The sequence below is a fragment of the Sphingomonas sp. jy18 genome (genome assembly GCF_056931895.1).
In genome coordinates this window covers 208,972-229,681 of sequence record NZ_JBXPBT010000004.1, presented here as the reverse complement: position 1 = coordinate 229,681, position 20,710 = coordinate 208,972, and the positions used below count along the sequence as shown (strand labels likewise).

Annotated in this window: 17 protein-coding genes; 6 read left to right on the top strand and 11 right to left on the bottom strand. The window is 67.8% G+C overall.

What is annotated here, in order from left to right; all coding sequences use genetic code 11:
* Positions 1-54 precede the first annotated feature (54 nt).
* A complete protein-coding gene (locus tag AC0QC4_RS11895; protein WP_483660115.1) occupies positions 55-714 on the top strand; it encodes a DUF4166 domain-containing protein in 660 nt (219 codons plus the stop codon).
* A gap of 7 nt (positions 715-721) precedes the next feature.
* On the opposite strand, the gene AC0QC4_RS11890 is transcribed toward AC0QC4_RS11895, so the two are convergent.
* The 3 genes from AC0QC4_RS11890 to AC0QC4_RS11880 are packed head-to-tail and all read right to left on the bottom strand — an operon-like array spanning position 722 to position 2,974.
* Entirely contained in the window at positions 722-1,357 is a 636-nt protein-coding gene (locus tag AC0QC4_RS11890) for a CoA transferase subunit B (RefSeq protein ID WP_483660114.1), read from the bottom strand.
* A gap of 10 nt (positions 1,358-1,367) precedes the next feature.
* Positions 1,368-2,270 (bottom strand): hypothetical protein, encoded by a 903-nt coding sequence (locus tag AC0QC4_RS11885; RefSeq protein ID WP_483660113.1) that lies wholly within the window; start codon positions 2,268-2,270, stop codon positions 1,368-1,370.
* A complete protein-coding gene (locus tag AC0QC4_RS11880) occupies positions 2,267-2,974 on the bottom strand; it encodes a CoA transferase subunit A (protein ID WP_483660112.1) in 708 nt (235 codons plus the stop codon). The genes AC0QC4_RS11885 and AC0QC4_RS11880 overlap by 4 nt, the downstream gene beginning before the upstream one ends.
* A gap of 147 nt (positions 2,975-3,121) precedes the next feature.
* Between AC0QC4_RS11880 and AC0QC4_RS11875 the strand changes: the two genes are divergently transcribed.
* Complete coding sequence (locus AC0QC4_RS11875) at positions 3,122-3,934, top strand: universal stress protein (protein WP_483660111.1); 813 nt, start codon at positions 3,122-3,124, stop codon at positions 3,932-3,934.
* Positions 3,935-3,953: 19 nt separating this feature from the next.
* Here AC0QC4_RS11875 and AC0QC4_RS11870 read toward each other — a convergent pair whose 3' ends face one another.
* Both AC0QC4_RS11870 and nhaA read right to left on the bottom strand, forming a co-directional pair.
* Complete coding sequence (locus tag AC0QC4_RS11870; RefSeq protein ID WP_483660110.1) at positions 3,954-5,339, bottom strand: hypothetical protein; 1,386 nt, start codon at positions 5,337-5,339, stop codon at positions 3,954-3,956.
* On the bottom strand, positions 5,336-6,616 hold the full coding sequence (gene nhaA, locus AC0QC4_RS11865) for a Na+/H+ antiporter NhaA (RefSeq protein WP_483660109.1): 1,281 nt from the start codon (positions 6,614-6,616) through the stop codon (positions 5,336-5,338). The genes AC0QC4_RS11870 and nhaA overlap by 4 nt, the downstream gene beginning before the upstream one ends.
* Before the next feature lie 176 nt (positions 6,617-6,792).
* Between nhaA and AC0QC4_RS11860 the strand changes: the two genes are divergently transcribed.
* Positions 6,793-8,142, top strand: a complete 1,350-nt coding sequence (locus tag AC0QC4_RS11860) for a glycosyl transferase family protein (protein WP_483660108.1) — start codon at positions 6,793-6,795, stop codon at positions 8,140-8,142.
* Between the two features lie 6 nt (positions 8,143-8,148).
* Positions 8,149-9,219, top strand: a complete 1,071-nt coding sequence (locus tag AC0QC4_RS11855) for a hypothetical protein (protein WP_483660107.1) — start codon at positions 8,149-8,151, stop codon at positions 9,217-9,219.
* An 11-nt stretch (positions 9,220-9,230) separates the two neighbouring features.
* On the opposite strand, the gene AC0QC4_RS11850 is transcribed toward AC0QC4_RS11855, so the two are convergent.
* Positions 9,231-11,024: an ABC transporter transmembrane domain-containing protein gene (locus AC0QC4_RS11850; protein WP_483660106.1), complete on the bottom strand. Its 1,794-nt coding sequence runs from the start codon at positions 11,022-11,024 to the stop codon at positions 9,231-9,233.
* Between the two features lie 155 nt (positions 11,025-11,179).
* Between AC0QC4_RS11850 and AC0QC4_RS11845 the strand changes: the two genes are divergently transcribed.
* On the top strand, positions 11,180-12,397 hold the full coding sequence (locus tag AC0QC4_RS11845) for a polyhydroxyalkanoate depolymerase (RefSeq protein WP_483660105.1): 1,218 nt from the start codon (positions 11,180-11,182) through the stop codon (positions 12,395-12,397).
* A gap of 155 nt (positions 12,398-12,552) precedes the next feature.
* Here AC0QC4_RS11845 and AC0QC4_RS11840 read toward each other — a convergent pair whose 3' ends face one another.
* Entirely contained in the window at positions 12,553-13,452 is a 900-nt protein-coding gene (locus tag AC0QC4_RS11840; protein WP_483660104.1) for a DMT family transporter, read from the bottom strand.
* Positions 13,453-13,549: 97 nt separating this feature from the next.
* Here AC0QC4_RS11840 and AC0QC4_RS11835 point away from each other — a divergent pair, with 97 nt between their 5' ends.
* Positions 13,550-15,739, top strand: coding sequence for a beta-propeller domain-containing protein (locus AC0QC4_RS11835; RefSeq protein WP_483660103.1), 2,190 nt, complete (start codon positions 13,550-13,552; stop codon positions 15,737-15,739).
* A 33-nt stretch (positions 15,740-15,772) separates the two neighbouring features.
* Here the strand turns inward: AC0QC4_RS11835 and AC0QC4_RS11830 are convergent, their stop codons facing one another.
* Genes AC0QC4_RS11830 through AC0QC4_RS11815 form a run of 4 tightly spaced genes read right to left on the bottom strand, consistent with a single transcriptional unit; the run spans position 15,773 to position 20,698 of the window.
* The gene (locus AC0QC4_RS11830; RefSeq protein WP_483660102.1) at positions 15,773-16,672 is read right to left on the bottom strand and encodes an HTD2 family dehydratase; all 900 of its coding nucleotides are present in this window, start codon (positions 16,670-16,672) and stop codon (positions 15,773-15,775) included.
* Positions 16,673-16,674: 2 nt separating this feature from the next.
* Entirely contained in the window at positions 16,675-17,883 is a 1,209-nt protein-coding gene (locus tag AC0QC4_RS11825) for an acetyl-CoA C-acetyltransferase (protein ID WP_483660101.1), read from the bottom strand.
* A gap of 11 nt (positions 17,884-17,894) precedes the next feature.
* A complete protein-coding gene (locus AC0QC4_RS11820; RefSeq protein ID WP_483660100.1) occupies positions 17,895-19,460 on the bottom strand; it encodes an acyl-CoA dehydrogenase family protein in 1,566 nt (521 codons plus the stop codon).
* Between the two features lie 2 nt (positions 19,461-19,462).
* Complete coding sequence (locus AC0QC4_RS11815) at positions 19,463-20,698, bottom strand: CoA transferase (RefSeq protein ID WP_483660099.1); 1,236 nt, start codon at positions 20,696-20,698, stop codon at positions 19,463-19,465.
* Between the last annotated feature and the right edge of the window lie 12 nt (positions 20,699-20,710).

The following is a 20,710-nucleotide window of genomic DNA, read 5'->3' as shown; positions in this document are numbered from 1 at the left end:
CATCGGACGCGCAATGCTGCACCTGCCTGACGTGGCCATCCAGGAGGCGACGCAATGCGACTGGACATCGAGCGGCTGTTCGACAGACCCCTGCATCCGCCGGAAGCCCCGCGCGATCACCGATATCGGCGGCTGTTGCCACGCGCTGCGTGGGATCGGCTGGCTCCGGCCATCCGCCAGCGCTTCAGCGGACATTTGGGAGACTCCGCGCCGATCGTCTATTGCGGCAGGATCGTCAGCACGCGCACCAGCGTCATCGGCTGGCTGCTGTGCCAGCTATGCCGCCTGATCGGCGGCCCCCTGCCGCTGCACGGCGACACGGGCGTGCCCGCGACCGTCGTCGTCAGCCGCGATGCAGGTGGCGAAGGCCAATGCTGGACGCGCATCTACCAGCGCCATCGCGGCCCGCCGCAGGTCATCGTCACCGCCAAGGTCTTCGCCGGTCCGACCGGGATCGAGGAGCATGTCGGCGGCGGCATGATCATGGCGCTGCGGATCGATGCGACGCCCACCGAGCTGCGCTTCACAAGCGACCATTATGCCTGGCGAGTCGGGCGCTGGCGGCTGAGGCTGCCCCGCTGGCTGGCGCCCGGCAGAACCCTCGTCATCCACCGCGACCTCGGCGATGGCCGGTTCGCCTTCGACCTCACCCTGACCCATGCCTGGCTGGGCGAACTGGTCCATCAGCGCGCCGAATTCAGCGACCGGCCCTGACCCGCGATCAGATGAGGTAATGCGCCGTCGTCTTCGCCGCGATGTCTTCCGCGCTGACGCCAGGCGCCAATTCGATCAGCCGGAACGGGCTGTCGTGATCGGGGCGCTGGAACACGGCGAGATCGGTGATGATCATATCCACCACATTGCGCCCGGTGAGCGGCAGAGTGCAGGCGGGGATGAACTTGGGGCTGCCGTCCTTGGCGATATGTTCCATGACGACGATGATCTTCTTCACCCCGGCGACCAGGTCCATCGCGCCGCCCATCCCCTTGATCATCTTGCCGGGCACCATCCAGTTGGCGATGTCGCCATTTTCCGCGACCTCCATCGCGCCGAGCACCGTCAGGTCGATGTGGCCACCGCGGATCATCGCGAAGCTGGCAGCGCTGTCGAAATAGGCGCTGTGCGGCAGCTCGCTGATCGTCTGCTTGCCGGCGTTGATCAGGTCCGGGTCCTCTTCCCCGGCGTAGGGGAAGGGGCCGATACCCAGCATGCCGTTTTCCGACTGGAGCGTGACGGTGATGTCGGCCGGTACATGGTTGGCGACCAGGGTCGGTATGCCGATGCCAAGATTGACATAATAGCCGTCCTGCAGCTCCTTGGCCGCACGCGCGGCCATGTCGTCACGGGTCCAGGGCATGATTTACCTCTCAGCGTTGGGGAGCGGGGGTCTGCGCCGGCGCGGGCGGATCGACGGCAAGCGTGCGTAGCGGCAGCGGCAGGATGAACCAGCCATTGTCCCACAGCGATTCCAGCGGCGCGGCAAGCTCGGGCCGCACCAGATAGTCATAGGCTTCCTCGGCATCGCCGCGCTTGTCGCCCGCGATGGCAAGGACACAGTAGCGCGAGGCGATTTCCTGCCGCCGCCCCTGCTTGCGATCGTCGGGCACCATCTGGGCATAAAGCGGGTCACGGCCGTCCGCATCGAGACCGCTGGTCTGGAGATTGGCATAGACCGCGTGGTCGACCTCGAACCCCTGATCGGACAGCCACAACACCGCAATACCCGCCGCACGCAGCCGCGCCAGCTCGGCGGCGAGGCCGGGCTCGGCGCGCAGGCGCTCGGCCGACTGGTTGGTCGCCAGCGCGGGATCGAGCCCGGCATTGGCATCGTCGAGATCGATCACCACCGCAGGCGGCAGGTTGCCGCAGGGGATGAAGGCAGGACGGGTAATGTCGAAATTTTCGACCGTGACCACGGAGGTCAGCGCTTCTCCGGCATTGCGCCGCGCCAGCCGGTCGAGCGCGAAGCGGGTGAGCTCGCCATAGCGGCTGGGCCCGCCCATCGCCTCCAGCGCGGCGAGACCGGGCGAAGAACCGGCAGGCGCAGGCGTGAGCGGCCTTGCCAGCGCCGCTTCTCCATTCGCGGCTTCCTCCCGCGCCTCGCGCGCCAGCCGTTCGGCAAAGCGCTGCTCGCGGCTTTCGCGGATCTGGTTGCGGCTGGTGGCCGTCACCGTGCCCATCGCCGCCAGGGGGATCAGCGCGGCGACGCAGCCCGACAGGCTCAGCGCGATGCCGAGCGAGGCGGCAATCACGGCCGACCGGCGCATCATGCCGCTTCCCGCTCACGCACCGTGCGGAACTCGATCTTCTTGTCGTAGGGCGCGCCAACGATCATCCGCTGCACATAGACACCGGGCAGGTGGATACTGTCCGGATCGAGCGCGCCGACCGGCACCACCTCCTCGACCTCGACCACGCAGACCTTGCCGCAAGTCGCAGCAGGCAGGTTGAAATTGCGTGCGGTCTTGCGGAACACCAGATTGCCGGTGGCATCGGCCTTCCATGCCTTGACGATGGCGAGATCGGCGAAAATGCCGCGCTCAAGGATATAGTCCTGCCCGTCGAAGGTCTTCACCTCCTTGCCCTCTGCCACCAGCGTGCCGACGCCGGTGCGGGTGTAGAAACCGGGAATGCCTGCGCCGCCGGCACGCATCCGCTCCGCCAGCGTGCCCTGCGGGCAGAATTCCACGTCCAGCTCGCCGGCCAGATACTGCCGCTCGAATTCCTTGTTCTCGCCGACGTAGCTGGAAATCATCTTGGCGATCTGCCGCGTGCGCAGCAGCTTGCCGAGCCCCTCGCCATCGATGCCGGCATTGTTGCTGGCGACGGTGAGGCCGGTCACGCCGGATGCAACGATCGCATCGATCAGCCGTTCGGGAATCCCGCACAAGCCAAAGCCTCCGGCAGCGATCAGCATGTTGTCGCTGAGCAGCCCGTCGAGGGCGGCGGCGGCATCGGGGAAGAGCTTGTTCATCGGCTGCCTCTTTCGGTCGGTCCATGTCCGGCAGCGCTGTCCATAGGCCCGGCGGGCTGGCGCGGCAACGTGTGCTTTTGATCTGGGTCATGGACGGCACAGCCGCATCGGCGCAGCATCCGGCCATCAACCCGAGGAGAGAAGCCCATGCGTTCGATCTTGATCCATGCCGACACCGGTCCGGCCTTCGAAGCCCGGCTGCAGGCGGGGCTCGACCTCGCACGCACGGCCAGCGGCCATGTCACCTTGCACATCAACACGCCCTTCCAGCGCTTCGTCGCAATGGATCCGTTCGGCGGCGCCTATCTGGCCGAAGCCGCCCTGCGCGCTGCCACCGAACAGGACGCGGCGCTGACCGACCGGCTGAGCGAGCGGATGGGCGGTGAAGACGTGCCCTGGTCGATCGAATCGAGCAGTGCCGAACCGGTCGACGCACTATCCAGTGCGGCGCGGCTGGCCGATGTCGTGATCGTGAGCATGCCGGCACCGCTCCTGCCAGACGCAGTGGCGGCGCGGATGGATGTCGGCGGACTGGTCGTCAACTGCCGGTCGCCGGTGCTGGCGCTGCCATCGGACCTTCAGCGCTTCACGCTCGGCGGCGTGGCGATGGTCGCCTGGGACGGCAGCCACGAATCGGCCCACGCCCTGCGCGCCGCAGTGCCGATACTGGCCTGTGCCGAGCAGGTGCATCTGGTGACGATCACGGAAAAGCAGACCCGCTTTCCCGCAACCGAAGCGCTGCGCTATCTCGGCCACTATGGCCTGCGTCCCGAACTTCATGAGCGGCCGCGCACCCACCCGACCATCGAGGAAACGCTCGACGCGGTCGCGGCGGAGTTGCGCGCCGATCTGGTGGTGATGGGCGCCTATGGCCACAGCCGCCTGCGCGAGACGATGTTCGGCGGGGTCACCCGCTATTTCATCGATGGCGCCCGATACCCGCTGCTGCTGGTGCATTGACACGGGCAGGCCGCCGCCGTCAGCGCGCGGCGGCGACCAGGTCGGCCGGCAGCGTCGGCTCGCTCAATATCGCCTCCATCCGGCGCCAGCGAGTCGCCCGGTCGGGATTGCCGGCCTCTATGGCGGCACGGACCAGATCCTTGCCCCAGCCATAGTTGAGCACATAGCTGCGGTAATGGTCGGTGAAGCGTACCGATTGCTCGGCGCGCGCTGGGCTGAGCAGCAGATAGCGCTGGGTCAGCTCGACCGCGCGGGCGCGATCGATCTCTCCGTCGAGATACAGCTTGGCGATGGTCAGCCGGGCTCCGCCCAGCGCCTCGGTCGCGGCCTGCACCCGCGCGTAATCGGCGGCGGTCGCGGGATCCAGACCGGCCAGCGGGTAGAGCACGTCGCGTTCGAAGGCGAGCTTCTCCTCCCCCGGAAAGGCGAGATCGATGCCGTAGTTGGCGCTGCCTTCGGAGATCACGCTGGTCGGCGAATAGAGCGGGTTGACCTCATATTCGCGCCAGCCGCGCCCGCGCACCAGATTTTGTTCGATCATCAGGTTGAGCACATGATGACCGGGATAGCCCTCGTGACAGCCCAGATCGACCGCGCGGGAAATGCGGATCGGCAGATCGGTGTTGATCTGGATCAGGCTGCGGAAATTGCCTTGGTAATAATTATATCCCGACCATGGCTTGTTGGTGACGAATTCCATCGTGAAGCTCTCGCCCACAGGCAGCGCGATATATTGCGCAGTCCGCCGACGGCATTCGGCGATGGCGGCATCGAACACCGGGCGCAGCCGGTCGGCGGGGATGGTGTAGCGTTCGTTGAAGGCGTCGACCCGGGCGGCAAGCGGGCCGGTACCGGGGATCAGCGTCTCGAGATCGGCGAGGATCGCATCATAATGCCCCAGCGGGTGCAGCGTGGGCACGGTGGCGAACTGCCCTTGCGCCTCGGCATCGAAGGCAAAGCGCGTCCCGCCGATCATCTGCAGCCTGGTATCGGCGGCAACCAGCATGCCGCGCAGCGCGAGCAGGCGCTGCCGCTGGTCCGGGCCACCGGCCATCGCAGCGGCAGCGAAGGCCGGCCGTCCGAGATGATGGTCGATGGCCGCGACCATCGCCCGCGCCTCCGCGATCAGCGCTTCCCGGCTGCGCGGCGATGCCGTCGCCTCGTCGCGTAGCTCGGCGGGACCATAATAGGCGTCGACATATTCCGCCTCATAGGTGCCCGCTTCGAGCGTGAGCCGCACATAGGCGGCCGCCAGCGCGTCGGCGGTCTGCCGGGCCGAAGGCCAGGCGTCCGACTGCGCAGCGAGGCGGGCGACATCGGCGTCGGTGGCATTGCGCGGCGCGGCGCAGGCCGCCAGCGCGACGAGGGCAACCAGCGGCAACGCCAGCGGGGTCAAGCGGGTCATCGGGCCATCTCTCCTTGGGCGCCATCGTCGCAGATATCCTCGACATCCCCGTCGCGCGCAATCTCTTCGGCCTGCTCGGCTTCCTCCCGGTCATGATCCGCAGCGAGCGGGGCGACCCGCAGCAGGGCGTAGCCGAGCAGCGCCGCAACCACCGATCCGGCCAGCGTGCCGAGCTTCGCCTCTTCGATCAGCAACGGATCGGGAAAGGCGAGGCCGCCGATGAACAGGCTCATCGTGAAGCCGATGCCGCACAGCACCGCAACCGCGTACATCTGCAGCCAGGTCGCGCCGCGCGGTTTGGCCGCGAAGCCGCTCTTCACGGCCAGCCACACCGCCGTGAATATGCCCAGCTGCTTGCCGATGAACAGCCCGGCGGCGATGCCCAGCGGCAGCGGCGAGAGCGCATCGTCGACCGTCATGCCCGCCAGGCTGACGCCGGCGTTGGCAAATCCGAACAGCGGCACGATCAGAAAGGCGACCGGCGCATCGAGCGCATGTTCCAGCTTGTGCAACGGCGAGTCGGGCGAATCGGGGCTGCCCGGCGTGCGGACGATGGGCACCGCAAAGGCGGCCAGCACGCCTGCGATGGTCGCATGCACGCCCGACAGCAGCGTGGCGTACCACAGCAGCGCGAAACCGATCAGATAGAAGGCGAGTTGCCGTACGCCCATGCGATTGGCGACCAGCATGGCGGCGAGGATCGCCGCCGCAGCCAGCAGGGCCGGGATCTTGAGGCCGGCGGTATAGAATAGCGCGATAATCGCCACAGCCCCCATGTCGTCGACGATGGCGACCGTGACCAGGAACAGCTTGAGCGAGGTCGGCGCGCGCGGGCCGAGCAGCGCCAGCACGCCGATGGCAAAGGCGATGTCGGTCGCCGCCGGGATGGCCCAGCCGTTGGCCAGCGCCGGATCGCCCGAGGTGATGACCAGATAGATCAGCGCCGGAACCGCCATGCCGGCGGCGGCCGCCAGCACCGGCAGCCGCCGCTGGCTCCAGGTCGACAGCCGCCCGTCGACCAGCTCGCGCTTGATCTCCAGCCCGACGAACAGGAAGAAAATCGCCATCAGCCCGTCGTTGATCCACAGATGCGCGGTCATCGGCCCAAGCTTGTCGGTCAGCGCCGGACTGACCGGCGTATGCAGCAGGCTGTGGTAGCCATCGGCCAGCGGCGAGTTGGCGACGATCATCGCAAGGGCGGCAGCAAGCATCAGCACGATGCCGCCAGCGGCTTCGCTCGAAAGGAAGGCGCGGAGCACCGAACGGGGTTGGGCCATGGCAGTCATTGCAACCGCTTAGCCGGTTCGGACAGTCGAGGGTAGACCGGCAACAGCCCGCCCGAACCGGGACAGGTCGATCTTTCTATGCTTGAATTGTCCGTTCGCCGATGAAATAGTCTTCGTATCGGTGCCAACTCGGTGGACCGCCCTCGTATCATGATTCGGGGACCGGCATGGATCTATTGGTACTGACGGCGGGCTTTGCTGCCCATGAGCTGGCTCTGTTGGCCGGTGTTATCTTCCTGATATTCGGGCTTGACGATCTGTTGGTCGATATCTTGTGGATTTCCGGCGTCGGCCGGGGCGATGTTGCTGTCGATAGCCTAGCCGTTACGCCACCGATCCGTTTTGCCATAGCCATCCCGGCGTGGGATGAGGCCGCGGTGGTGGGCGCCATGCTGAGCATCGCGCGGGAGCGCTGGGCGGGGGCGGACTGCCGATTCTATGTCGGCGTCTATCCCAATGACCTGCCGACCTTGCGGGCGGTGGCCAGTCACGTCCACCATGATCCCCGGGTGCGCATCGTGATCAACGATCGCCCGGGGCCGACCACCAAGGGCGACTGCCTCAATGCGATCTGGCACAGCCTGCAACAGGACATGGCCGATGGCAGCTTCAACGCGCACGCACTGTTGCTGCACGACGCCGAAGACATGGTCGACCGCGACGAGTTGCGCGTGCTGGCCGATGCACTGGCCACGGCCGACTATGCGCAACTGCCGGTCCTGCCGCTGGTCGTGGCGGACGGGCCATGGATAAGTGGCCATTATTGCGACGAATTTGCCGAATCGCACGGCAAGGACATGCCCTTGCGCTCCGCACTCCGGGCACCGTTGCCGACGGCGGGGGTCGGCTGCGCCTTCAGGATCGACAGGCTGGCGAGGATTGCCGGCGTGGCAGGGCCGTTTCACGCCGATTCGCTGACCGAAGATTATGAGCTGGGCGTGCGCCTGTCTGCGAGCGGGGCGCGGGGCCGCTTCGTCCGGGCGCGACGGACCGATGGATCGCTGGTCGCGGTGCGCGCCTATTTCCCCCACCGCATAGACCAGAGCGTACGGCAGAAGACACGCTGGCTGCGGGGCATTGCCATCGAGGCTTGGGAACGGCTGGGCTGGAGCAAGCGCCCCGACGGCGGGCCGACCGATACGCTGATCGGCTGGTGGATGCTGTGGCGCGACCGGCGGGCACTGATGTCGGCAATGGCCGTCCTGGCAGCCTATACCGCCATCCTGAGCGGCCTGACCGGTTGGGCGGGCACCGGGCACCTGCCCGGCGGCGACACCGCCATGGCCGGATTGCTGCAAGCCAATCTGCTGCTGCTGGCGTGGCGGCTGGCAATGCGCGCGATCCAGACCGGGACGCATTATGGCTGGCGAGAGGCGGCGCGAGCGCTGCTGCGCCAGCCGGTCAGCAACATCATATTGGTGATGACCGCATGGCGCGCGCTGCGCGATCACATCCTGGGTCTGCTTGGCCGGCCGCTGGTCTGGGACGAGACGGTGCACCGCTTCCCGCTGGTGTGACCTGGCATGGCCCGGCCGTCCGCCCCGCTGCTGTTTCTGGGTTCAGCCATCCTGCTCTGGATCGGCGGGCGCAGCGCGGACTTGTGGATCACGGCCCGCGACCAGTCGCCCGCTTCACCCCCGCCCCGTGCTGACCCACCCACTCGTCAGACCGATCCTGCGGTGTGGCTGTCGAACGCGCCGCTCGCACCCCACCGTGACCAGCAACCGCGGGCGGGTCGTCTCGCCATGCTGCCGACCGGGCCATGGCCAGAAATGGCACCACGTCCTTTGCACGCCGTGGCCGACATGTCGGCCCGACCACCGGCGGCCGGCAGCATATTGCCCCAGACTGGCAGGCCAGACACGGAGCTGGCTCCGGCCGCACCCGGCAATCCGTCGATGCCGCCCGCCACCGTGCCGCAACCGGGCGCAGACCGGCAGCGCTGGACACTGACATCATGGCTCTTTGTCCGCCCCGACGCGCTCGCCACGGGGCTCCCGTCCGCGCTCGCGCCTGGCCAAGCACAACTCGGCGGTACGCAGGGCGGCCTGCGCGCCGCTCTGCGGCTCGACCGGAGCGGGCGGCTGGAACTGCATGCGCGCCTCGTGACCAGCGGCAGCAACCTGTCCGGCGCGGAAGCGGCCGCCGGCCTCACCTGGCAACCGCGGGCGCGCCTGCCGGTGCATCTCTCGGTCGAACGGCGCGAGCCGGTCGTGGGCGACGGGGGCCGCTCGGCTTTCGCGGCTTTCGCCTCGGGCGGCGTCAGCGATGTCGCCCTGCCGGGCCGGTTCCGCCTCAACGGCTATGGCGCGGCGGGGGTGGTGGGCGCGCGCAGGCGGGACCTGTTTGCTGAAGGATCGGCGACCGCGCACCGCCACGTCAGCGAGGCAGGGCCGGTCAGTGTCGAGGCGGGCGGCGGTATCTGGGCCGCGGCCCAGCCGGGCGCGACGCGGGTGGATGCCGGGCCCAGCCTGCGGCTACGGCTCGCGACAGGCACGGTGCAGCCGGTCCTGTCGATCGACTGGCGGCAACGGCTGGCGGGCGATGCAACGCCGGCGTCGGGCGTCGCCATCACGCTGGCAAGCGACTTTTGACCTCTGCCCGGCTAGGCCGGAATTGCATCGAACTGCAGCGCCGCCAGCCGGGCGTAGAGACCGCCCTCGGCGACGAGGCTGTCGTGATTGCCCTGCTCGACGATCCGGCCCTCGTCCATGACGATGATGCGGTCGGCCGCACGGACGGTGGCGAGGCGGTGGGCGATGACGATGGTGGTCCGGTCGGTCATCAGCCGATCGAGCGCATCCTGCACCAGCCGCTCGCTCTCGGCATCGAGCGCGCTGGTGGCTTCATCGAGCAGCAGCAGCGGCGCATTGCGGATCAGTGCGCGGGCGATGGCGATGCGCTGGCGCTGCCCGCCGGACAGGCGGGTGCCGGCCTCGCCGAGGAAGGTATCCAGCCCGTCGGGCAGTTTTTTCAGGAATTCCGCCGCATTGGCTGCATCGGCCGCCGCCCAGATCTGCTCGTCGCTGGCCGCCCAGTTGCCGTAGCGCAGATTGTCCCGCGCGCTGGCCGCGAACACCACCGTCTCCTGCGGGACGACCGCGATGCGCGCGCGGATATCGGCCGGATCGGCGTCGCGGATGTCGATGCCGTCGAGGGTGATGCGTCCGCCCTGCGGATCGTAGAAGCGCTGCGCGAGCTGGAAGATCGTCGATTTGCCCGCGCCCGACGGGCCGACCACGGCGACCGTCTCGTTGGGCTGCACCGCCAGGCTGAAATCGTGCAGGGCCGGGGCGTCGGGCCGGGTGGGATAATGGAATTCGACGCTCTCGAAGGCCAGCGCGCCGCTCGATGGCGCGGGCAGCGCCACCGGCTTGGCCGGCGCCGCGATCTGCGGCTGGGCATTGAGTAACTCGTTGAGCCGGCTCGCTGCGCCCGCACCGCGCACCAGATCGCCATAGACTTCGGTCAACGCCCCGAACGCCCCGGCGACAAGCCCGCCGGTCAGCACGAAGGCGGCAATGGTGCCGCCGGTGATCTTGCCGGCGGCAACCTGCGATGCGCCGTACCACAGCAGGGCGACGATCGCGCCGAACAGCAGCGCGATGACCGTGGACGTCATCACCGAGCGGATGGCAATCCGCCGCTTGGCAGTGGCAAAGGTACGCTCGACCGCCCCGGCAAAGCGATCCGCCTCGCGCCCTTCCTGTCCGAAGCCTTGGACGATCTTCATCGCGCCGAGCACTTCGGTGGTCATCGCGCCGACATCGGCAACACGATCCTGACTGGCACGGCTGATGTTCTGCAGGCGGCGGCCAAGCAGGACGATGGGCATGATGATGACGGGGATGCCAAGCAGCATGATACCGGTCAGGCCGGGGGCGAGGGTGAACAGATAGACGGTGCCGCCGACGCCCATCACCACATTGCGCAGCGCGACGGAGACGGTGGTGCCGACGATCTGTTCGATCACCGCCGTATCGCTGGTCATGCGACTGGCGATTTCCGACGGCCGGTTTTCCTCGAAAAAGGCGGGTGCCTGACGCAGCAGATTGCGCTGCACCGCGCGGCGGATGTCCGCGACCGTGCGCTCGCCCAGCCAGGAGACGAAATAGAAGCGCAGCGCGGTCGCGAGCGCCAGCACGCCGACGATCATGAACAGATAATAGAAATAGCGGTCGATATCTCCGCTGCCTCCGGCACCGAAGCCCTCGTCGATCATCCGCTGGAACCCGGCCGGGATGGCGAGCGTCGCCGCCGCGGCAAAGGCAAGACCGACGATGGCGGCAGCAATCTGCAACGGATACCGGCTGGCATAGCCCCACACCATGCGCAGGCTGCCGATGGATTTGCGGGGCGGGGCGGCAGGCGCAGGGGCCGCGGCGGTGGGTTCGCTCATGCTGCGGCCTCTAGCATTGCCCGGTCCGTCATGGCTAGGGTCAGCAATATCCCGCTTGCTTGTTGCGGTGCAGCATGCCAGCATCGCCTGACGCGGAACGCTGCGCCGACAGATGCGCGGTGCGCGCGGCAGGATGAACAGGGGCGACCCCGACCATGATCTACCAGATTTACGATGTGCAGCGCGGCTGGATGGCCGGCGCGGGCAAGATGGCCAGCGCGACGGCGCGCATGCTCGATGCCTTTCCCACCCCGTTTGCAGGCGCCAACCCCGCGCCGGTGATGGCGTCCGCGCTGGACGTCTTTGCGCATGCGGTCGAGGTGCGCGGCAAGCCGGCGTTCGGCCTCTCCACCACCATTGTCGACGGGCGCGAAGTGCCGGTGCGTGAGGTCAACGAGGCGCGCAAGCCGTTCGGCCAGCTCAAGCATTTCGTCCACGCCGGCAGCGAAGGCGCGCCCAAGCTGCTGATCGTCGCTCCGATGTCCGGCCATTTCGCCACGCTGCTGCGCGGGACGGTCGAACGGATGCTGCCGGGGCATGACGTGTGGATCACCGACTGGAAGGACGCGCGCGACGTGCCGCTGACCGGCGGCGGCTTCGACCTCGAATCCTATATCGATTACGTCATCGAGTGGCTGGAGCATATCGGTGAAGGCGCACATGTCCTTGCCGTCTGCCAGCCGTCCGTCCCCTGCTTCGCCGCCACCGCGATCATGGGCGCGAACGACCATCCTTGCCGGCCGAAAACGCTGACGATGATGGGCGGCCCCATCGACACCCGCGAATGCCCGACCGCAGTCAACGATCATGCGACGACCAAGCCGCACGACTGGTTCGTCCACAATGTCATCGCCACCGTGCCGCCTTATTACAAGGGCGCCGGGCGGCGGGTTTACCCCGGATTCCTGCAGCTTTCCGGCTTCATGTCGATGAACCTCGGCAACCATATGGTCAGCCATTGGGCCATGTTCTCCGATCTGGTCGCCGGCGATGGCGACGGGGCGGACAAGCACAAGGAATTCTACGACGAATATCGTGCGGTGTGCGACATGACCGCAGAATTCTATCTGCAGACCGTCGACACCGTGTTCCAGCGCCACCTCTTGCCCAAGGGCGAGTTCAATTATCGCGGACGCCTCGTCGATCTCGGCACCATCACCGATACCGCGCTGCTGGCGATCGAAGGCGAGCGCGACGACATCTCGGGCATCGGCCAGACCAAGGCCGCACTCAAGCTGGCCACCGGGCTGGCGGACGACAGGAAGCGCTATTTCCTCGCCGAGACGGTCGGCCACTATGGCATCTTCAACGGCAGCAAGTGGCGCGAGCGGATTGCCCCGGTGGTCGAGGAGTGGATCAGGGCGCACGGGTAGCGGTTTGCTTCCTCCCCTCCAGGGGAGGTGGCGCGTAGCGACGGAGGGGCCGGTGCGTCGTTGGGTGCCGCTGCTGGTCAATCGACGTCACGGAACGACGCACCCGCCCCTCCGAGCCCTTCGGGCCCACCTCCCCTGAAGGGGAGGAAACCGAACTACGCCACCGCTTCTTCGACCTGCACCGGCTGCGGCTTGGCGCGGGCGGCGATGAGACAGCCTGAGACGATCAGCACCGTGCCGCCGACCACCGGCCAGGTCAGCGCCTCATCGAAGAACAGCCAGCCGCAGATCGCTGCCCAGACGAAGGCGGTATATTCCACCGGAATCAGGATCTGCGCTTCGGCGCGGGCATAGGCCCAGCTCAGCAGGTGCAGCGAGGTGACCGCCAGCGCCGCGGAGCCGACGATCAGCGGCAGATGATCGACATCCGGCACCACCGCAAACCAGGGCGCGGCGAGTGCGAGGCAGGCCAGCACGGTCAGCGTCTGGAAAAAGGCGATCTCGGCGGGCTTGGCGACCTGCGCCTGCTGCCGCGCCAGCACCAGATTATAGGCGAACAGCGCGGCGGACCCGAACACCGCGGCAACGCCCCAGATCGACTGCGCGCTGTGGCCCGCTCCGCCGAAGCGCCCGGCCATGATCACGCCGACGCCGGCAAGGCCGAGCAGCGAGGCAATGATCGCGGCCCGCCCGATCCGCTCGCCGAGCAGCACCGCCGCCAGATACAGCGCGATCAGCGGCGCGATGAAGGACAGGGCGATGGCCTCGGCAAGCGGCAGGACGGTGATCGACCAGAAGAACAGCATTGCCATTCCGGCAACGATCACCCCGCGCCAGATGTGCAGCCGCATCACCGCGCGCGACGGCCAGCCGGTCGGTTGCAGTGCATAGGCGACGCCGCTGATCGCCGTCCCCGCCATGTTGCGCCACAGTAGCGCGTTATAGGCACCGATGGCGAGCGCCAGCGCCTTCATCGCGGCATCCATGAAGGAAAACAGCATCACGCCTGCGCAGGCGACAAGGAAGGCGGCAAGCGTGGCGGAGCGCGGCGTCATGCGGGCGGCTGTGCCGCACCCGCTCGACCACGTCCACCCCTTCGCGCCCTCGCCAACTCATGATAGCCTTGCCACAAAACAGAGGGGAGACGGGTCGATGCGTCTTGGATTACCCGCGCTTTTCGCGCTGACATTACTGACCGGCGGAGCCTCCGCGCAGACGCCGCACACCGCGCGTCCATCAGCCGAGGCTGACGCTATCCCACCCGTCCATGCAGACCCGCTGCTCGATCCGCTGACCGCCGACCGGCTCGAACCCTTCGCCAGCCAGGACGCCTTCGCCGCCTATGCGCGTGACGTCGCAGCTTATGAGGCGGCGCGGCGCCAGCGGATCAACCGCGAATGGCAGCGCCGCCGCCAGCAGAGCGCGGTGCCCGCGCGACGACGGATGGGCCTTGTGCAGGATGGCGGCTATGAGGAAATCTGTACCGACCCGGAGTGCCTGGGCCAGGAAGCGAGCGACGGCTCTGATATCATTGTAACGGGCAGCCGTGTCGGTGGCTCGCGCAATTCTGCGCCTGCACGCGCAGCCAGTCGCACATCGCGTGCCAGCAACTCTCCCAACATCACCAATGTGCAGACAGCAGGCGTCGACGAAGGCGATATCGTCAAGCAGATCGGCGATTATCTGATCATGCTGCAGGACGGTCGGCTGTTCGTCGTCGACACCAGCGAGCGGCAGCTGCGGCTGACAGACCGCACCGACGTCTATGTCCACAAGACCGACGGGGCCTGGTATGACGAGATGCTGGTCGAGGGCGAGCGGATCATCGTCACCGCCTATAGCTATGGCAATCAGGCAACAGAAATCACCATCTTCCGGCTCGACCAGACGAGCGGCGGGCTGACGCGCGAAGGCCGCTTCTTCCTCAACAGCTACGATTATTACAGCGGCGAAAATTACGCGAGCCGGATCATCGGCGACAATCTGGTGCTCTACACGGTCTATGCCGTGAACCAGCTTTCCGGGACGAACATGCAGCCGCGCCTGTGGCGTTGGACCGAGGCTGGGGAGGCGCAACGGCGGCGCGGCCGCCCCGCGCCGGAAACGACGCGGGAAGGCAGGCCGCTTGTCGACCCCTCGACCATTTACCGGCCCCTGCTGCGGACATCCTCGCCGTTTGTGCATGTCGTCACGGTGTGCCCGCTTGGCACCTATCTTCCGGGTGGCGTGCCCGAGTGCCGGGTGCAGTCCTTCGTCGGCCCAGCCCAGCGCGAGTTCTTCGTTTCGACCGAAGCGATTTACCTGTGGGTCGGCCAGCAACAATGGGGCTGGGACGTGCCTGCCCCAGCCGGAAGCAAAAGGTGCGAGGCTTCTCCCTCGCCAGCCAATATGCCCCCGGCCTTGGTCTATCGCGTACCGGTCGATGGCGGTGCGCCGGGCGTGGTCAGCCTGTACGGCCAGCCGGTCGATCAATTCTCGATGGACATGACTCGGGACATGTTCCGCATTTTCACCCGCTGGGCGCAGCCGGGGTGCAGCGCGGCGGGGACGCGGGTCGGCTATCGCTTCACCAACGTGCCGCTGAGCGACTTCACCGCCACACTTGCAACTGTTCCCGCGGACCGGCAGGTCGCGGTGCCGCCACCCGGGCCGGGCGTGACCGAGAACCGCTTCGCCGACGACTGGTTCGTCTATGGCGGGCGGACGCAGGCGTGGGGCGCTGCGGCCGACCCGAGCAATCCCGGCCGCCCGTTGATGGTCCTGCCAGTCGACAATCCGGCCGCGCCACAGCGTGTCGAGCTGCCGCACAATATCATCCGGCTCGAGCGGGTCGGCAGCGACCGTATTGCCGCCAGCGGCTACCGTCACAATGGCGGGCTCGACCTCAGTCTGGTGCAGTTGGGCGCGCCAAGCTGGCGCACCGATACCGCCTACCTCGACAACAGGTTCGAAAGCGAAGGCCGCAGCCATGCGTTCAACAGCCTGATCGATGACGACGGCAATGGCATGGTCGGTATCCCCACCGTGCTGCGGCGCGGCGGCGCGGCACGTTACGTCTGGAACAGCCAAGGGTCCGACGTCAGCTTCCTGACGGTCACGGCTGCGGGCCGGCTGACGGATGCCGGCGTCTTGTCGCAGGGGCTGAAAATCCCGGTGCACGGCTACCGCTGCGAAGTGTCCTGTGTGGACTGGTATGGCAATTCGCGGCCGATCTTCACTGGCGACCGCATCTTTGCCCTGATGGCGACCGAAATTGCCGAGGGACGAATGGTGCGCGGAGAGATCGAGGAAATCGGCCGGCTCAACCTGACCGGGCCAGTGGCGCGGCGACGGGTGCGATAGCCCGCCCGGCCTTAGGCTCGCACGCTCCGGTCTTCAGGCCAATGTCGCACTCGCCTTCACGCATTCCGCCCCGCCCGGTCCGAGCGCGGCGAGCGTGATGTCGCTCCCCTCCTGCCGCGCCACCAGCGTCAGCAGTTGCCCCGCAAAGGCAGGGGAAACCGCGCGGAAGGTGAAGCGGCGGATCGGGCCGAACAGGTCAGCGGCCCAATTGAGCAGCAATGTAGCGGTCAGCGGGCCGTGGACGACCAGGCCCTGATAGCCCTCGACCTCGCGCGCATAGGGCGCGTCATAATGGATGCGGTGGGTGTTGAAGGTGAGCGCGGAAAAGCGGAACAGCAGCGACTCGCTCGGGGTCAGCGTCCGGTAGTGCGGCCACGCGTCCAAGCCCCGCCCTGTCGGGGGAGGGGTTGGGGTGGGGGGTGCCGGCAAAGCGGACACGGGGGGGCCACTCCCCATCCCCAACCCGTCCCCTGACGGGGAGGGGCTTTGCACCGCCTCCCGATAGACCAACGTCTGCCTCTCGCGCACCGCCGCCACGCCATCCGCCTCGATCACATGATCGAGCGTCACGAAGCCCAGTCGCCCGCTGCTGCCGCTCTTTTCGACAATATCGGCAATCCGGCTGGTGCGAACCACTGTCGCCCCGACCGGAATGGCGCTCAGGAATTCCGTCTCGCTCGCGGCCCACATGCGGCGGGGCAGATCGATGGGGGGCAGGAAGCTGCCCGCAATGTCGCGGCGCGGGTGCCCGTCGTCGCCAAGCTGGGCCGTCGCCGCCTCGGGCAGGTTCAGCACCCAATGGATGCCTGGCAGCGGGGCGGGATGGCCGGGATTAAGATCGAGCGTGGCGCGATGGCGCTGCACCAGCGCCGGGGTCAGCACATCCTGCTGCCGGTGGCTGCGGCCGATCCAGTCCTGCCAGTCGCCCGCCATGGTCAGGCGGCGCGTTCGAAGATCGCAGCGATGCCCTGCCCGCCGCCGATGCACATCGTCTCCAGCCCGTAGCGCCCGTCGCGTCGCACCAGCTCGCGCGTCAGATTGGCGAGGATGCGCCCGCCGGTCGCGCCGATCGGGTGGCCCAGCGAGATGCCGGAGCCGTTGACGTTGAGCATCGCCATGCGGCTGTCGTCCTCGCTCCAGCCCCAGCCCTTGAGCACCGCCAGCACCTGCGGCGCGAATGCCTCGTTGAGCTCGACCAGATCGATATCGCTCCAGCCGAGCCCGGTGCGGGCGAACAGCCGTTCCACCGCCGGCACCGGGCCGATGCCCATGCGCGCCGGATCGCAGCCCGCCGCCGCCCAGCTATGGAACCAGGCAATCGGCTCCAGCCCCAGCGCATCGAGCTTGTCTTCCGCAACCACCAGACAGGCGGCGGCGGCATCATTCTGCTGGCTGGCATTGCCTGCGGTCACCACCCCGCCCTCGATCGGACGCAGCTTGCCCAGCGTCTCCATCGAGGCATCGGCGCGATAGCCCTCGTCATGATCGAAGATCAGCGGCTCGCCCTTTTTCTGTGGCACGGCCACCGGCACCAGCTCGTCGGCGAACAGCCCGTCGGCCCAGGCGCGGGTGGCGTTGCCGTGGCTGCGCACCGCATAGGCATCGCAGGCCTCACGGCTGATGCCATAATCCCTCGCCAGATTTTCCGCCGTCTCGATCATCCCGCTGATCACGCCGAAGCGCTCGATCGGCTGGCTCATCACCCGGCCACGGGTCAGCCGGTCATGCAGCGTCAGATTGCCGGCGCGAACGCCCTTGCGGATGTCGATGCTGTAATGCTCGACATTGGACATGCTCTCGACCCCGCCGGCAACCACCACGTCGGACGTGCCGGTCTGCACCATCATCGCCGCATTGACGATGGCCTGCAGCCCCGAACCGCAGCGCCGGTCGAGCTGATAGCCCGGCACCTCCAGCGGCAGGCCGGCGGCGAGCCAGGACCAGTGGGCGATGCACGGCGCCTCGCCATTGCCATAGCCTTGCGCGAAAATGACATCGTCGACCCGGACCGGATCGAGACCGGTGCGGTCGATCAGCGCTTTCAGGATGACGGCCCCCAGATCGCCTGCGGTCATGGAGGACAGCGCCCCGCCGAACTTGCCGACGGCGGTGCGGATGGGGGCGACGATGGCGGCGCGACGCATGATCTTCTCCTTCAATTGCTGCGGGCGAGGCGGCCGCGGGCGATGACCTGCGCCTGGATTTCCGCTGCCCCTTCGAAGATGTTGAGGATGCGGGCATCGCAGAGGACGCGGCTGATCTCATATTCCAGCGCATAGCCGTTGCCGCCGTGAATCTGCAGCGACGCATCGGCATTGGTCCATGCGGCGCGCGCCGCCAGCAGCTTGGCCATGCCCGCCTCTATGTCGCAGCGCTTGCCCGAATCCTTGGCCCGTGCCGCCGCATAGGTCAGCTCGCGCGCCATCACCATGTCGACCGCCATCATCGCCAGCTTGTCGGCGACGCGCGGGAAATGGGCGAGTGGCTGGCCGAACTGCTTGCGGCCGCAGGCGTAGTCGAGACCCAGCTCGAGCGCGCGCCGCGCAACGCCGACAGCGCGGGCCGCGGTCTGGATGCGCGCGCCTTCGAAGGTGCGCATCAACTGCTTGAAGCCCTGCCCCTCCTCCCCGCCGAGCAGGGCATCGGCCGGGGCCATCATCCCGTCGAACTGCAGCGCATATTCGCGCATGCCGCGATAGCCGAGCACCTCTATCTCGCTGCCGCTCATGCCGGGCGCGGGAAAGGGATTGTCCTCGGTGCCGCGCGGCTTGGGAACCAGCAGCATCGAAAGGCCGGCATAGCCTTTGGCATCGGGCAACGTGCGCACCAGCATCGTCATCAGGTCGGTACGCACGGCGTGGGTGATCCAGGTCTTGGCGCCATCGATGCGCCAGCCGCCTCCCGTCCGCGTGGCGCGGGTGGCGAGGCTGGCCATGTCCGATCCGGTATCCGGCTCGGTAAACACCGCGGTCGGCAGTATTTCCCCGCTGGCGATACGCGGCAGCCAATAAGCCTGCTGTTCCGCCGTGCCGCCGAGCAGGATCAGCTCACCCGCGATTTCGGACCGGGTGCCGAGCGAGCCGGTACCGATCCAGCCCCGCGACAGCTCTTCCGAGACGATGCACATCACCAGCTTGCCAAGGCCGAGCCCGCCATGCGCCTCCGGGATGCAGACGCCGAAGGTGCCCATGTCCGCCAGCGCGGCGACCGTCGCGTCCGGGATCAGCGCATTGGCGAGGTGCCAGCGGTGGGCGTGCGGCAGGATGTGCGCATCGGTGAAGCGGCGATATTGCGCGCGGATGCTGTCGAGCAGTTCGTCGTCGAACGCCTCGGGGATCGGCGCGCCGTCGCGCAGCAGCGCTGCAAGCTCGGCGCGGGCGGCGGCAGTATTGCCCGTGGCGTGGACCAGCAGCGCCGCGACATGATCGGACAGGTCGAAGTCATGCGGCCGGACCACCTCATTCTGGCCCATCGCCAGCCCGCCGCCGAGCTGGGCGCAGATATCGGCCGTGCCGATGGACACAATTAGCCGCGCCACATCGCCCTGCTGCCGCGCGCCCCACGCCGCCAGCGCGACCATCGCCTCGACCAGCGTTTCGATCCAGGCATAGCCGTGCGCGAGCGATTGCTGGGCATCGAGCGACGAGCCGGCGACACGCTCCGCCACCACCGCGCGGGCGGCGGCAGCATAGCTGCGGGCCGTGTCGAGCGCGGCTGTCATCCCTATGCGACCACATCCCTGTCGGCGACGCCGATCACCCCGCGGTCGATCAGTGCGCCGACCGCGCCCGAAGACAAGCCAAGCAACCGCTCCAGCACCTCGGCGCTGTGCTCGCCCAGGCGCGGCGCAGGCAGCGGATCGCCCGGGTCGCGGTCGGGCAGATGCGCGAAGCTGCGCGTCGCCGGATAGGCAAAGCCGCTGGGGTTGGCGGGCGACGGCCCGAACAGGGGGTTGTTGGTGACGAGCTCTGGGTCGGTCGCCGCTTCATGCATTGTCCGATAGCGTTCGAAGGTCGCACCGGCGCGGGCAAGCTTGTCGGCCAGCGTCGCATAGTCGATGCGATCGGCGGCGCGCTGGAACAGCGCGAACAATGTCTCGCGGTGCACGAAGCGATTGTGATCGCTGTCGGCAAAGGAAACGCCGGTATCGCGCTCGACAGCAGCGACATCCCCGGCAACGCCGAACGCCTCGACCAGCGCCGCCCATTGCTTGGCGGTGAGCGCGGCGACCATGAAGCGCTGACCATCGGCCGAGCGGAAATCGCGGCCGAACGCCCCCCAGATGGCGTTGCCCAGTCGCTCGCGGTCGCTGCCGCGATAGAGCATCTCGGCCATCGCCCCGCTGTTGGCGACCGTGCCGATGGCGACATCGCCCAGCGGCACGCGCAGTTCGCTGCCCTCGCCGGTCGCGTCGCGATGGCGCAGCCCTGCGAGCAGCGCGAAGGCGCTGTAGGCTCCGGTGATGAAGTCCCAGGCGGGCAGCGGCTGGTTGATCGGGGGTGCATCGGCCGGGTCCCAGTCCTCCGGCCCGGTCATCAACGGATAGCCGCTGGCGGCGTTGACGGTGAAGTCCATCGCCTGCCGCCCGTCATGCCATCCCATGATCCGCACCGACACGAGGTCGGCGCGCTTGGCGGCGACGGCGGCATGGCTGAAAAAGCTGCCCGCGGGCAGATTGGTGATCATCTGCCCGGCCGCCGCAGCCAGCGCGACCGCCAGCTCCCGCCCCTCGCCGCTGGCGAGGTCCAGCGCGACGCTGCGCTTGGTGCGGTTGAGATTCTCCCACGCCAGCGAATGGCCCTCGCGCGTCAGCAGGTAGCGCCGATAATCGAGCCCGCCTGCCAGATGATCGATGCGGATCACCTCCGCCCCGAACTGCCCGCAGTAGAGGCCAGCCGTGGGGGAAGCGACGAAGGAGGAGATTTCGACGATGCTGAGGCCGGAAAGGAGCGGGTACATCTAGATCCTCCC

Bases quoted from the DNA above. Each gene is read 5' to 3' on its own strand.
- AC0QC4_RS11895 (WP_483660115.1), top strand. From the start codon at position 55: ATGCGACTGGACATCGAGCGGCTGTTCGACAGACCCCTGCATCCGCCG.
- AC0QC4_RS11890 (WP_483660114.1), bottom strand. From the start codon at position 1,357: ATGCCCTGGACCCGTGACGACATGGCCGCGCGTGCGGCCAAGGAGCTG.
- AC0QC4_RS11885 (WP_483660113.1), bottom strand. From the start codon at position 2,270: ATGATGCGCCGGTCGGCCGTGATTGCCGCCTCGCTCGGCATCGCGCTG.
- AC0QC4_RS11880 (WP_483660112.1), bottom strand. From the start codon at position 2,974: ATGAACAAGCTCTTCCCCGATGCCGCCGCCGCCCTCGACGGGCTGCTC.
- AC0QC4_RS11875 (WP_483660111.1), top strand. From the start codon at position 3,122: ATGCGTTCGATCTTGATCCATGCCGACACCGGTCCGGCCTTCGAAGCC.
- AC0QC4_RS11870 (WP_483660110.1), bottom strand. From the start codon at position 5,339: ATGACCCGCTTGACCCCGCTGGCGTTGCCGCTGGTTGCCCTCGTCGCG.
- nhaA (WP_483660109.1), bottom strand. From the start codon at position 6,616: ATGGCCCAACCCCGTTCGGTGCTCCGCGCCTTCCTTTCGAGCGAAGCC.
- AC0QC4_RS11860 (WP_483660108.1), top strand. From the start codon at position 6,793: ATGGATCTATTGGTACTGACGGCGGGCTTTGCTGCCCATGAGCTGGCT.
- AC0QC4_RS11855 (WP_483660107.1), top strand. From the start codon at position 8,149: ATGGCCCGGCCGTCCGCCCCGCTGCTGTTTCTGGGTTCAGCCATCCTG.
- AC0QC4_RS11850 (WP_483660106.1), bottom strand. From the start codon at position 11,024: ATGAGCGAACCCACCGCCGCGGCCCCTGCGCCTGCCGCCCCGCCCCGC.
- AC0QC4_RS11845 (WP_483660105.1), top strand. From the start codon at position 11,180: ATGATCTACCAGATTTACGATGTGCAGCGCGGCTGGATGGCCGGCGCG.
- AC0QC4_RS11840 (WP_483660104.1), bottom strand. From the start codon at position 13,452: ATGACGCCGCGCTCCGCCACGCTTGCCGCCTTCCTTGTCGCCTGCGCA.
- AC0QC4_RS11835 (WP_483660103.1), top strand. From the start codon at position 13,550: ATGCGTCTTGGATTACCCGCGCTTTTCGCGCTGACATTACTGACCGGC.
- AC0QC4_RS11830 (WP_483660102.1), bottom strand. From the start codon at position 16,672: ATGGCGGGCGACTGGCAGGACTGGATCGGCCGCAGCCACCGGCAGCAG.
- AC0QC4_RS11825 (WP_483660101.1), bottom strand. From the start codon at position 17,883: ATGCGTCGCGCCGCCATCGTCGCCCCCATCCGCACCGCCGTCGGCAAG.
- AC0QC4_RS11820 (WP_483660100.1), bottom strand. From the start codon at position 19,460: ATGACAGCCGCGCTCGACACGGCCCGCAGCTATGCTGCCGCCGCCCGC.
- AC0QC4_RS11815 (WP_483660099.1), bottom strand. From the start codon at position 20,698: ATGTACCCGCTCCTTTCCGGCCTCAGCATCGTCGAAATCTCCTCCTTC.